Source organism: Streptomyces sp. NPDC028991 (assembly GCF_055564775.1).
In genome coordinates, this window is sequence record NZ_JBVHVP010000028.1 from 34,659 (window position 1) to 47,255 (window position 12,597).

Annotated in this window: 11 protein-coding genes; 3 read left to right on the forward strand and 8 right to left on the reverse strand. The window is 72.2% G+C overall.

Annotated elements, in window-relative coordinates; translation table 11 throughout:
* Positions 1-60 precede the first annotated feature (60 nt).
* The 3 genes from glgC to ACZ4V1_RS32040 all read right to left on the reverse strand — a co-directional run bounded on the left by glgC (position 61) and on the right by ACZ4V1_RS32040 (position 3,571).
* On the reverse strand, positions 61-1,281 hold the full coding sequence (glgC, locus tag ACZ4V1_RS32030) for a glucose-1-phosphate adenylyltransferase (RefSeq protein ID WP_468343349.1): 1,221 nt from the start codon (positions 1,279-1,281) through the stop codon (positions 61-63).
* Between the two features lie 77 nt (positions 1,282-1,358).
* Complete coding sequence (glgA, locus tag ACZ4V1_RS32035) at positions 1,359-2,534, reverse strand: glycogen synthase (RefSeq protein ID WP_468343422.1); 1,176 nt, start codon at positions 2,532-2,534, stop codon at positions 1,359-1,361.
* Positions 2,535-2,572: 38 nt separating this feature from the next.
* Positions 2,573-3,571: an IucA/IucC family C-terminal-domain containing protein gene (locus ACZ4V1_RS32040; RefSeq protein ID WP_468343352.1), complete on the reverse strand. Its 999-nt coding sequence runs from the start codon at positions 3,569-3,571 to the stop codon at positions 2,573-2,575.
* Between the two features lie 227 nt (positions 3,572-3,798).
* On the opposite strand from ACZ4V1_RS32040, the gene ACZ4V1_RS32045 reads away from it, so the two are divergent.
* Positions 3,799-5,025, forward strand: coding sequence for a DMT family transporter (locus ACZ4V1_RS32045; protein ID WP_468343355.1), 1,227 nt, complete (start codon positions 3,799-3,801; stop codon positions 5,023-5,025).
* Positions 5,026-5,031: 6 nt separating this feature from the next.
* Here ACZ4V1_RS32045 and ACZ4V1_RS32050 read toward each other — a convergent pair whose 3' ends face one another.
* A complete protein-coding gene (locus ACZ4V1_RS32050; RefSeq protein WP_468343358.1) occupies positions 5,032-6,351 on the reverse strand; it encodes a transglycosylase family protein in 1,320 nt (439 codons plus the stop codon).
* A gap of 334 nt (positions 6,352-6,685) precedes the next feature.
* On the opposite strand from ACZ4V1_RS32050, the gene gndA reads away from it, so the two are divergent.
* Positions 6,686-8,125 (forward strand): NADP-dependent phosphogluconate dehydrogenase, encoded by a 1,440-nt coding sequence (gene gndA / locus ACZ4V1_RS32055; RefSeq protein ID WP_468343361.1) that lies wholly within the window; start codon positions 6,686-6,688, stop codon positions 8,123-8,125.
* 687 nt (positions 8,126-8,812) lie between these two features.
* Here gndA and ACZ4V1_RS32060 read toward each other — a convergent pair.
* From ACZ4V1_RS32060 to ACZ4V1_RS32075, 4 genes are all read right to left on the reverse strand, one after another.
* On the reverse strand, positions 8,813-9,451 hold the full coding sequence (locus ACZ4V1_RS32060) for an aspartate/glutamate racemase family protein (RefSeq protein ID WP_468343425.1): 639 nt from the start codon (positions 9,449-9,451) through the stop codon (positions 8,813-8,815).
* 222 nt (positions 9,452-9,673) lie between these two features.
* Positions 9,674-10,018, reverse strand: a complete 345-nt coding sequence (locus ACZ4V1_RS32065) for a GNAT family N-acetyltransferase (protein WP_468343363.1) — start codon at positions 10,016-10,018, stop codon at positions 9,674-9,676.
* Positions 10,019-10,054: 36 nt separating this feature from the next.
* Entirely contained in the window at positions 10,055-10,474 is a 420-nt protein-coding gene (gene panD, locus ACZ4V1_RS32070) for an aspartate 1-decarboxylase (protein WP_468343366.1), read from the reverse strand.
* Positions 10,475-10,929: 455 nt separating this feature from the next.
* Positions 10,930-11,778, reverse strand: a complete 849-nt coding sequence (locus tag ACZ4V1_RS32075; RefSeq protein WP_468343369.1) for a shikimate dehydrogenase family protein — start codon at positions 11,776-11,778, stop codon at positions 10,930-10,932.
* Positions 11,779-11,942: 164 nt separating this feature from the next.
* Between ACZ4V1_RS32075 and ACZ4V1_RS32080 the strand changes: the two genes are divergently transcribed.
* Positions 11,943-12,581, forward strand: coding sequence for an FMN-dependent NADH-azoreductase (locus ACZ4V1_RS32080; protein ID WP_468343372.1), 639 nt, complete (start codon positions 11,943-11,945; stop codon positions 12,579-12,581).
* Positions 12,582-12,597 lie beyond the last annotated feature (16 nt).

The window sequence follows — 12,597 nt, forward strand, 5'->3', positions numbered from 1 at the left end:
GTCCAGGGACATGACAACAGCCCCGGGCACACGGTGCGGCCCGGGGCCCTCACCCGCCCGCTACGGCACCCGCTGCCCCTTGCCCAACGCGATCACGCCGTCCCTGGAGACGGTGTAAAGCTCGGCGTCCCGCTCCGGGTTGACGCCGATCGTCGCGCCCGGCGGCACGTCGACGTTCTTGTCCAGCACCGCCCCGCGCACGACCGCGCCCCGGCCGATGTGCACGTTGTCGTGCAGCACCGAGCCCTGCACGACCGCTCCCGGATCGACCACCACGCCCGGCGAGAGCACCGAGCGGGTGACCTGCCCGCGGATCAGGCAGCCCGCGCTGATGATCGACTCGCTGGCGATGCCCCCGGCGTTGAAGCGGGCGGGCGAGAGCTGGGTGGAGTGGGTGTAGATCGGCCAGTCCCGGTTGTAGAGGTTGAACGCGGGCCGCTCGGCGATCAGGTCCATGTGGGCGTCGTAGTAGGCGTCGAGGGTGCCGACGTCCCGCCAGTAGCCCTGGTCCCGGGTGGTCTCCCCGGGCACGTGGTTGGCACTGAAGTCGTACAGCGCGGCCTCACCCCGGTCGGTGAGCTGGGGCAGGATCGAGCCGCCCATGTCGTGGACGGAGTTCCCGTCCTCCGCGTCCCGTTGCAGGGCCTCGATGAGGGCCTTGGTGGTGAAGACGTAGTTGCCCATCGAGGCGAAGACGCACTCGGGGTCGTCGGCCAGCCCGGGAGGGTCGGCGGGCTTCTCCAGGAAGCCGGTGACGGTCTGCCCGTCGGAGCCCGGCGTGATCACGCCGAAGGACGGCGACTCGGCGCGCGGGACCCGTATACCGGCCACGGTCACACCGGCGCCGGACTCGATGTGCTGGTTGAGCATCTGGCGCGGGTCCATCCGGTACACGTGGTCGGCGCCGAAGACCACGACGTACTCGGGCCGTTCGTCGTACACCAGGTTCAGGGACTGCAGGATGGCGTCGGCGCTGCCCAGGTACCAGCGCGGGCCCAGGCGCTGCTGGGCGGGGACGGGGGTCACGTAGTTGCCGAGCAGGCTGGACATCCGCCAGGTGGTGGTGATGTGCCGGTCCAGGGAGTGCGACTTGTACTGCGTCAGCACGCAGATCCGCAGGATGTCGCCGTTGACCAGATTGGACAGTACGAAGTCGACCAGCCGGTACGTGCCACCGAAGGTGACCGCGGGTTTGGCGCGGTCCGCGGTCAGGGGCATCAGTCGCTTGCCCTCTCCGCCCGCCAGCACGATCCCGAGTACCGAAGGACCTCCACGACGCATGGCCGCTCCCCTCACCCTCGTCCACCCTCGGCCACCCCGGGGCGGGGCGGCCTAAGCCTGTTCGAGGTCTCCTCGTACTACGCCTGCTTGAGGATCTCCTCGTAGAGCCGGACCGTGCGGCGGGCGACGGCGTCCCAGCCGAACTCCCGCACCGCGCGCTCCCGGCCCGCCTCTCCCATCCGCCGGGCGGTCTCCGGGGCGCCGAGGACGGAGTCCAGGGCCCGGGCGAGGCCCGCCTCGAAGTCGTCGTCCCCGCCGTCGTCCGTGCCACCGCCACGGGGAACGAGTACCCCGGTCCCGCCGTCCGCCACGACCTCGGGGATACCGCCGACCCGGGAGGCCACGACCGGTGTGCCGCAGGCCATCGCCTCCAGGTTGACGATGCCGAGGGGCTCGTACACCGAGGGGCAGACGAAGACCGCGGCGTGGGTCAGGAGCTGGATCACCTCCCGGCGCGGCAGCATGCGCGGGATCCAGTGCACGCCCTCGCGGGCGCGGCTCAGTCCGGCGAAGAGTTCGCGGAACTCCTGGTCGATCTCGGGGGTGTCCGGGGCACCGGCGCACAGCACGACCTGCGCGGCCGGGTCGATGTCCCGCACCGCGCGCAGCAGGTGCGGCACGCCCTTCTGGCGGGTGATGCGGCCGACGAACAGGACGTACGGGCGGGAGCGGTCCAGGCCGATCCGGTCCAGGGCGTCGGTGCCGGGGTCGGGCCGGTAGAGGGCGGTGTCGATGCCGTTGTGCACGACGTGGACCCTGGAGGCGTCCAGCGCCGGGTAGCAGCCGAGCACGTCCTCGCGCATGGCGCCGGACACGGCAATCACCGCGTCGGCCGCCTCGACGGCAGTGCGCTCGGCCCAGCCGGACAGCGCGTAACCGCCGCCGAGCTGCTCGGCCTTCCAGGGGCGCAGGGGCTCCAGGGAGTGGGCGGTCATCACGTGCGGGATGCCGTGCAGGAGCTTGGCGACGTGGCCGCCGAGCGCCGCGTACCAGGTGTGGGAGTGGACCAGTGCACGGCCTTCGAGGGCGGCGGCCATGGCGAGGTCCACGGAGAAGGTGCGCAGCGCGTCGTTGGTGCCGTCGAGCGCCGACCAGGGCCGGTGGCGCAGCACGCCGTCGGCGCGGCCCTCGCCCCAGCAGTGCACGTCCAGGTCGACGAGGCGGGCGAGCTCCCGGGCGAGGAACTCCACGTGGACGCCCGCGCCGCCGTACACGTCCGGCGGGTACTCCCGGGTCAGCAGTCCCACACGCACCCGGAACCTCCCGTGCTCGGCGGCTGGTCCTCTCATGGTCACCCAGATGGAGCGCCTGGGGAAGAGCGCCGGGGCTGCGGAGACCGGGGAGCTCCCGGCGGCCCGGGAGACGTGGGCGGCCGAGGAGGCCCTGGCGACACAGGAGACGTGGGCGGCCGAGGAGACGCCAGCGGCCCAGGAGACGTGGTCCGCCGAGGAGGTCCCGGCGGCCGGGAGAAGCAGCAGTCGGCGCAGATCCCTGAGCCGGGCACCCGGTAGTACAGGCAGCAACTGCGGCGCCGGAAGCCGGTGCGGGGGCCACCGGAGCCGGGGCCACCGGTGACGGAGCCGGGGCCACCGGTGACGGTGAGGGTGCCGGTACCGGCGAGCACGGGATGGCCGAGCAGGCCGGCGGTCAGCGAGCGGGCGCGGGCGGCGAGGTCGGCACGGCCGTGGTGGCCGGCCCAGCGCTCCAGTTCCCGGCCGGCGCCCGCCAGCGCGGAGGCGGCGTTGCCCCACAGCAGACCGGTCGCGACGCGGTACCGGGCGTGCAGGGCCACCGCCAGCGGTGTCAGGTGGCCGTCGAGCACGGCCTCCGCGAGGGTGCCGGCGTCACCGGGCAGTGGTCGCACCCCGTCGAGCCACAGGTCGTCGGGGGCGCCTGCGTCGGGGTCCCAGCGCAGCAGTCGCGGGGCGAGGTCGGGGACTCCGTCGCAGAGGACGGCACATCCGAGTGCCACCGACCACAGGCGGGCCGCCAGCCCCTGGTGGGCCACGGAGGCGGCGACGCGGATCTCGGGGGCGCCGAGTGCGGCGGCGACCCTCCTGACACGGCGGGCGAGCGGATCCTCCCTGGCCCGTGCGTGCATGTCCGGCGCCGCTCCTCCGTCCACCGGTGCGTAGGCGTGTGCGAGGGTGGGGAACGGCTCGGTCGGCGACGGCTGCGAGGCACGCAGCACGAAGAAGCCGCCGAGCGGGCGGAGCGCGGCGAGGCCGGGATCGAGGCCGGAGTCGAGGCCGGAGTCGAGGCCGGAGTCGAAGTTCACGTCGGGGTCCACGGAGAGCAGTAGTATCAAGGCCCCTAGGGACTTTGGTAAGGGGTCCGGCCCTTCGGGCACCCACCCTGGGGAGGACGGCACCGCCGTCATACTCCATCGGCAGTAGGACCCAATGAGTGCTCAGGGACGACGACGGGAAGCCCCTGAGACGGCATCGTGTTGTCCATGGAAGACGACCGTTCGCCGCGCCGGGCCCAGGGCCCCCGCCTCACGCAGAGGAGCAGCCGATGAGCGCCCTCGCGTTGTCCGTGCTGCTGTCGCTCGTCTCCGCCGTGGCGTACGCGGGCGGAGCGATCGTACAGGAGCAGGTCGCGGCGTCCTCGCCGGGTGCTCAGTACGCTCCGCTGCGCCGGCCCGGCTGGTGGGCGGCGGTCGGACTCAACGCTCTGGGTGGCCTGCTGCACGTCGTGGCCCTCGCTCTCGGCCCGCTGAGCCTGGTGCAGCCGCTGGGCGCGCTCACCATCGTGTTCGCGCTGCCCATGGCGGCGCTGTTCGTGGGCCGCAAGGCCGGTGCGACGGCCTGGCGGGGCGCGCTCATGGCGACGGTGGGTCTCGCGGGTCTGCTGTCCCTGGTCGGCGCGTCCGACGCGCAGTCGCTGGACACGGGGCAGCGGGTCGGGGCGGCCGTCGTCACCGGCGCTGTGGTCGTGGCTCTGATGATCGCCGGCCGCGCCGCGCATCGGCACCCGGCGGTCCGCAGCATCCTGCTGGCGACCGGGTCCGGCATAGCCTTCGGGATGTCCTCGGTCTTCACCAAGACGGTCGCGGTCGACTGGACCGGCGGGGTGTCGGCCGCCGACCTGCCGTCCATGGCCGTGATCGGCGTGCTCGCCACGGCGGGCATGCTGCTGTCGCAGGCCTCCTACCGGGGTGCCGGTCTCGCGGCCCCGCTGGCCACGCTGACGGTCGTGAACCCGGTGGTGGCCGCGGTGGTCGGCATCACGATGTTCGGCGAAACCTTCCGCTACGGGACGACGGGCACCGTGCTCGCGCTGAGCTGCGGTGTGGTGGCCGCGGGTGGCCTGATCCTGCTGACGACGGAACGGATCGCACGGGAGGGCGCCGAGGAGGCCGTGGCGGTCCCGACGGTGGCCCGGCCCGCCGGTTCCGGGGCCGCACCGGCCGAGGACGCGCTGGTCCGGGACGTGCGGGATGCCTCGGACGGTCGAGGTGTCCGGGATACGCGGGGTATGCGGGACATGCGGGATGGCCCGGACTTTCGGGACGGAGGCGGGACGCGGGTCACCCCGCTGCCCGACAAGATCTTCGTACCCTCCCCGGCATCACCGGCGGTTGCGGACGCCGTCCCCGCCGAGGAGCGGTACGAGGATGGCTACAGGGACCGGGAACCGCCGGAGAGCGACGACGCACCGCTCTCCTACGGCCCCTTCTACGGCGGTCTGTTCGTCCCGCCGCCCGTCCTGAGCCGGAACCGGGTGCGGATCAGATCCTGACGCCACTCAGAGCCTGACGCCACCGGCCCGCAGATACGCCACCGGGTCGACGTCCGATCCGAAGCCGGGTCCCGTCCGCACCTCGAAGTGCAGATGCGGGCCCGTGCTGTTGCCGGTGGAGCCCGAGCGGCCGATGCGCTGGCCCGCGCCCACCGACTGGCCGTCCTTCACCGAGATCGCCGAGAGGTGCGCGTACTGGGAGTAGCGGCCGTCGCTGTGCCGGACTACCACCTGGTACCCGTAGGAGCCGCCCCAGCCCGCGCTGACGACCCGGCCCGCCGCCACCGACTTGACCGAGGTGCCGGTGGGGACAGGGAAGTCCACGCCGGTGTGATAGCCCTTCGACCAGGAAGAGCCCGCCTGATGGTAGGGCGTGCCGGTGGGAGCGTCGACGGGCGCGACGACGCCGGGCCGGGCGGTGGCCTTCTCAGTCTTGCGCGCCTTCTCGGCCTTCTCATTCTTGTCCTGCTTGTCATGCTTGTCCTGCTTGTCCTTGCCGCTGTCCGGCGACGACCTCTTCGGCTGCTTCCCCTGCTTCTGCTCCTGTTTCGGCTTGGCCGCCGTCGCCTCGGGCTTCGCGGCCGTCCCCGACCCGGCGCGGGAGGCCGCGGCGGTCCCCTCGCCGCGCAGTGCCAGGCGCTGGCCCGGCAGGATCAGGTCGGGGTCCGTTCCGATCGCCTCGCGATTGGCGTCGTACAGCCCCTGCCAGCCGCCGCGGACCCGCTGGGTGTCGGCGATGCCGGACAGGGTGTCGCCGGTGACCACCGTGTACATCTTGGCCTTGCCGGCCCGGGACTGCGGTGTGGTCTGGGGCTGGACGTCCTTCACCGAGTCGGCCTTCGCGGAGGGCTTCTTGGCCGAAGCCTTGGCGGACGCCTCGGCGGCCGACTTCTCCGCGCTCCTCTGGGCCCCCGGCCCTCCGGCCGGACGGATTGCCGGGGCGTCGCCGCCCCGGGCCAGCCCGGCGCGCTCGGAGCACACCGGCCAGGCGCCGGGGCCCTGCCCGTCGAGCACCTTCTCGGCGATGGCGATCTGCTGGTCCTTGGTGGCCAGGTCCGCGCGCGGGGCGTACTCGGTGCCGCCGAACGCCTCCCAGGTGGACTGGGTGAACTGCAACCCGCCGTAGTAGCCGTTGCCGGTGTTGATGTCCCAGTCGTTGGTGGACTCGCAGGCGGCGACCTTGTCCCAGGTCTCCACGTCGGCCGCGTGCGCCGTGCCGGTACCGATGAGCGGGAGTGCCAGTCCCGCGCCGCCCGCGGTGACGGTCAGTGAGGCTCGGTTGATCCTGTTCGGCTGATACCGGCGGTGCCGGCCGCGTACGGCCATGGAGGTCCCCCTCGACATTGCGTCAGGAGTGGCAAAAGTAAGCGTCACCAACAGGCCATGACAAGACGGCAATCGGCCGGTTGGTCACGCCAAGTGGCCAAGAAGGAATGGTCGTTGGCCGGATGCGACGCCCACCCACTGAGCCACCGGGTCCTGCCGTGCGTACTGGTGTCCGTCGGCACGGAAGAAGGTGCGGCCGGCGTACCGGCACGTCAGGATGGTCGAGCGGGCAGACCGGCAATACTGGCGGGCACCACGGACCCACGGACCCACGGACCCACGGACCCACGGATACAGGGCACCACAGACACCAAGGTCACTAGGAGCCAACCCAATGAGCACTACAGCGCAGATCGGCGTCACGGGTCTCGCGGTCATGGGCCGCAACCTCGCCCGCAACTTCGCCCGCAACGGCTACACGGTCGCGGTGCACAACCGGACCGCGTCGCGCACGCACGCGCTGGCGGAGGAGTTCGGCAGCGAGGGCGACTTCGTCGTGACCGAGACCGCCAAGGAGTTCGTGGCGGCGCTGGAGCGCCCGCGGCGTCTGGTGATCATGGTGAAGGCCGGTGACCCGACCGACGCGGTGATCCAGGAGTTCGCCCCGCTGCTGGAGCCCGGCGACATGATCATCGACGGGGGCAACGCCCACTTCGCGGACACCCGGCGCCGGGAGCGCGAACTGCGCGAGCAGGGCATCCACTTCGTCGGCACCGGCATCTCGGGTGGCGAGGAGGGCGCGCTCCACGGCCCGAGCATCATGCCGGGCGGCTCGAAGGAGTCGTACGACTCGCTCGGCCCGTTGCTGGAGAAGATCTCCGCGAAGGCGGCGGACGGGTCCCCCTGCGTGACGCACGTCGGTCCGGACGGCGCCGGGCACTTCGTGAAGATGGTGCACAACGGCATCGAGTACGCCGACATGCAGCTGATCGGGGAGGCATACCAGCTGCTGCGCGACGTCGCCGGCTACTCCCCCGCGCAGATCGCGGACATCTTCCGCACCTGGAACACCGGCCGCCTGGACTCCTACCTGATCGAGATCACCGCCGAAGTGCTGTCCCACGTGGACGCGGCGACGGGCAAGCCGTTCGTGGACGTGGTGGTCGACCAGGCCGAGCAGAAGGGCACGGGCCGCTGGACGGTGCAGATCGCGCTGGACCTGGGCGTTCCGGTGTCCGGCATCGCGGAGGCGGTCTTCGCCCGTTCCCTGTCCGGGCACGCCGCGTTGCGGGAGGCGTCGCGCGGCCTGGCCGGCCCCGAGGCGTCGCCGCTGGGCCAGGCGGAGGCGGCCGCCTTCGCCGACCGGGTGGAGCAGGCACTGTACGCGTCGAAGATCGTGTCGTACACGCAGGGCTTCCACCAGGTGGCGGCGGGCAGCGAGGAGTACGGCTGGGACATCGACCTGGGCGCGGTCTCCGCGATCTGGCGCGGCGGCTGCATCATCCGCGCGGCCTTCCTGGACCGCATCCGCGCCGCCTACGACGCCCGGCCGGACCTGCCGAGCCTGCTGTCGGACGGGACGTTCGCGCGGGAGATCGCCGACGCGCAGGACGACTGGCGCGAGGTCCTGATCGCCGCGACCCGGCAGGGCGTCCCGACGCCCGGCTTCGCCGCCGCCCTCGCCTACTACGACGCCCTGCGGGCGGAGCGGCTGCCGGCCGCTCTGACGCAGGGGCAGCGGGACTACTTCGGGGCACACACGTACCGCCGGACCGACCGGGACGGTGCGTTCCACACGGTGTGGGGCGGGGACCGGTCGGAGGTCACCGCGTAGTCGTAGGTGGTGGGTGACGGGTCAGGGCGGGCGATGGGCGGGCCGTGCGGTCGCACACCCCCCCCCAGCCCAGCCCAGCCCATCACCCACCGGTCCCAGTCCCAGCCCTGGTCCCAAGCCCTAGTCCCCGTCCCCGTCCCCGTCTCCTTGTATGTCTGTTTGCCGCATGTCCGTGCGGCCGTTCCCCGTGGCTCAGGTGAGTGGCGGCCCCGGTTCCGGGTTGGGCACCGGCTCCGGCCCCGGCGGGATCGGCGACGGTGAGGGCTCGGGGGGACCCGGGTGCGGGGGCGGCGGGGGCGGCTGCGGGCCGGGCCCCGGAGGCTGGGGCGTGGGTTCCGGGCCTGGGCCCGGAGGCGGAGGCGGGGGTGTCGGTTCCGGACCGGGGCCGGGCGGCGGGGGCGCCGGAGCGGGGCCCGGGGGCGGCACCGGGTCCGGGTGCGGCTGTGGCTCCGGGTCCGGACCGGGAGCGGGTCCCGGGGTGGGCCCGGGCGGGACGGGATCCGGATACGGGTTCGTCATGACTGCTGTCCTCCGGCCAATCGGTCGACATCGGCTCTGGACTTGTCCCCCGCCTACCCGACCGCCGCCTCCCCACTCACTCCCCCGCACGAACGGCCAAACCCGGGCGGCCCAGGCGAACCCTCGCCGTGCCGGGCGACACGAAGACGACACGGGCGGCGACGGAGACTATCCGAGGCGCGCTGCCGCCGCCCCGGCGGCCAGTCCCGGCGCGGGGCTGGCCAGCACCGGGACGGAGGCCTTCGTCAGTTCCCGGGCCGGTGCCATGGACGCCTGGGCCAGGACGATCGCGTCGGCGTCACGGACGGCGTCGGCCGCGTCCGCCACCAGGCGCAGATACCCCTCGTTGTCGCCGCCCTCGAACCGCTGCCAGGCACCGCCGACCAGGAGGTTCCGCACCGCCACCGGACGGCCGGCGGTGCGGGCCTCCTCACCGATCAGTGCCGCGGTCGGCGCGAGCGTGCTCTCCAGGGCGGCGAGGACGACGACGCGCGGACCCGCGGCCACCGCGGCGGCGGCCATCGGCCGGTCTACCCGCAGGACCGGTACCCCGGCACCGTCGGCGGCCGCCTCGGCGACACCGCCGATGGTCGAGCAGGTACACAGAACGGCCCGCGCGCCCTCTGCGACGGCCTGCCGGAGCACGGCCCGCACGTCGTCCGTCACCGCCTCCGGCCCTTCGCGCCGCGCCCGGTCGAGCAACTCGGCGACGACGTGATGGCGCAGTTCCAGGCCCGGGTGTGCCTCGTCACGCAGGGCGTCGAAGACCGGAACGTGAACGGGCGACGTGTGCAGCAGCGCCAGCACGCGGGCCTCCTTGTCGTAGTAGTTCCTCGTGACCCACACAGCTCTCGGAGTCCGGGGCCCTCTCGGGGGTCTGGTTCCTCGGAGTGCCGGTTCCTCGGAGCCCTCCCAGGCGTCGGAAACCTGGCGGCCCTCGAAGGCCTCCCGGCCTCCCGGCCTCGAAGACTTCGGAGCCCTCGGCTGCTTCGGATACCTGGCAGACCTCGCAGAGCTCGCAGATCTCGTTCAGAATCCTTCGGGATGCGCCACGAGCCACTCGTTCGCCGCGCGCAGCAGCTCGGGAGCGGCCGCGGGAGCCTCGTCCGGGTGGCGCTCGGCCCACTTCACGACGTACGGACACAGCGGGGCGACGGCGACGCCCTCGCCGCGCGCGACGGTGTACAGCTCACGCGCGAGCGCGCCCGCGATGCCCTGGCCCTCGTGGGCCGGCTCGACCACGGTGTGCACGGGGACGAGGGCGCGCTCGGGGGCGTCCAGGACGAAGTACTCGATGCGGCCGACGACCTCACCGCCGCCGATAGCCTCCAGGCGGCCCGCCGCCCGGTCGTCACGGATGTCGATGTCGCTCACGGCCACGCTCCTCGTCGTCCGCGCAGGTTCGGTGCGTCAGGCCGACACGGCCTGCGGGCTGCGCTCCTGGTCCGAGCCCGGCACCGGCTCGGACGCGTCGGCACCCAGGGCGACGATACGGTTGTCGCCGTCCACGTGCACGATCCGCGGCCGCAACGACCGCGCCTCGGCGCCGGTGACCTGAGCGTAGCTGATGATGATCACCAGGTCGCCCGGGTGGACGAGGTGAGCGGCGGCGCCGTTGATCCCGACGACTCCGGACCCTCGCTCGCCCTCGATGACGTACGTCTCCAGTCGGGCACCGTTGGTGATGTCCACGATGTGCACCAGCTCGCCGGGCAGCAGATCGGCGGCGTCGAGCAGATCGGCGTCGATGGTCACCGATCCCACGTAGTGCAGGTCGGCCTGGGTGACGGTGGCGCGGTGGATCTTGGACTTGAACATGGTGCGCAGCATGTTGGACTCCTAGAAGACGGCTCCCTGCCTGCTTTTTGCAGGTCAAGGGCACTCTTCACTTTACACTGGCACGCACCGGGCTCGAAGATCGTCATGAACATCGGTTCGATCAGGCGAGACGGTTGCCTGCCTGCGCTGCTGAGCGATCCAGACTGGTGTGACGCCGCCGACCAAGCGCCTGTTCGGACACCCGCCTCGGAATGTGCGGGGACTGATGCCGATCAGATGCCGACTTACCCGAGGGCACAACAGCCGCATGAGCGTAATAGGGCGAGTCGCTTGCTCACTTTCTCGGGGTGTTCGCGGGCCGTTCGGGCAAGCATGTAGGCCACCCTCGCCGCGCTCCAGTCCTCACGGCCGACGTACGGATCGGGGTGCAGGAAGAACTCGTCGGGGCACACCACCCCCGCCTCGTACGCCTGCGCGAGCGACTGCTCCTTGTCCGCGGCCGGATCTCACTCACCGCGCCGTCCCCTGTCCACGACGGTCCTGTCCAGCCGGAAGAAGTGCCGGTAGAGGTCGAGTTGGTGGTCGAGCATGGGCGCTCCGTACAGGACGGGGTGGCCCGAGGCCGCGGCGGCCCGCAGCAGCTCGGTCTCCCTCGGCTTCATGATCACATCGGCGACCACGCACCGCGCCGGGAGGTCCTGCGGGGAGAAAGGGAGCGGATCGCCGGGGCGCATGCCGAGCGGGGTCGCGTTGACCACCAGGTCCGCGTCCGTGAACACGGGCGTACGGCCCCCTGTCGCCCGGCCCGGCCAGTACGCGCCGAGCCGCGTGAGGAGCGCGTCCAGCTTTGCGGCGTCCGGGTCGCACAGGGCCACCCGCGCCGCGCCCGCCGCCAGCAGGGCCGCCGCGACGGCGCTGCCGGCACCTCCGGCACCGACCACTGAGACCCGCATTCCGTCGGGACGGTGCCCGGCTTCGGTCAGTCCGGTGACGAATCCGATGCCGTCGAAGTTCTCACCGGTCCAGCGACCGTCCGGTTCACGCCGCAGCGCGTTGACGGCGCCGGAGGCCGCGGCAGCCGGGCTGACCTCGTCCGCGAGGCGCATGGCAGCCGCCTTGTGCGGAATGGTGACGAGTATCCCGTCCAGATTGTCGGTACTCCGCAGCCCTCGGAAGACCTCGTCGAAGGAATCCGGCCGTACATGAACCGGAAACAGCACCGAATTCAGGCCAAGTCGCGCGAAGAGCGGGTTGAGGAGGGCCGGTGCCCGCACTTGGGCCACGGGGTCACCGAGTACGGCATAGAGCCGAGTTTCCCCCGTAATCGACAGAGCATGAGGAGAGTCGCATTCCATGGATTCCTTCTTTCCCACCAGGTGCCCCGCGGTCCGTCCGAGGGCCCTTCGATCGAAAAAACTGTCAAGTCGGGGGATGCCGGAGCGTCGTCAGGGCGTGGCTCTTCCTCCGCGACTGGGGGACCATGGAGCTGTTCCACCCGATCCGAAAATGAAATGCGAACATGACCTACCTGCTGCACATCGACTCCTCCGCCGTCCCCCACCGGTCGGTCTCCCGCGACGTCGCGGCCACCTTCCTGACCGCGTGGCAGAAGGAGAACCCCCAACTCACCGTCGTCCACCGCGACCTCGCGACCGACCCCCTGCCCCACCTCACCCCCGACGCGGTCACCGCTCGCACCACCGCCCCCGAGGAGCGCACCGAGGCCCAGGCGGCGGCCATAGCCCTCCAGGACACCCTCATCGAGGAGTTCCACGGGGCCGACGCCTACCTGTTCACGGTGCCGATGTACAACAACTCGGTTCCGTCCGCGTTCAAGGCCTGGGTCGACCAGGTCTTCGTCGTCGGCCGCGTCCTCTTCGGCAACCCCGACCAGGTGCCCACGCGCGGCCGCCGCGCCGTGGTGGTCGCGAGCCGCGGCGGCGGCTACGGCCCCGGCAGCCCCCGCGAGGGCATGGACCACGTCACGCCCTACCTGAAGACCATTCTCGGCGGCTCGCTCGGCCTGGACGTCGACTTCGTCGTCCCCGAGCTGACCATGGCCCCCGCCAACCCCGCCATGGCCGCGCTCCGCCCGCAGGCCGAGGCGTCCCTCGCCCGCGCCCACAAGGAAGCCGAGGAGTACGCCCGGCAGTTCTGAGCCCCGGCGGCTGCCG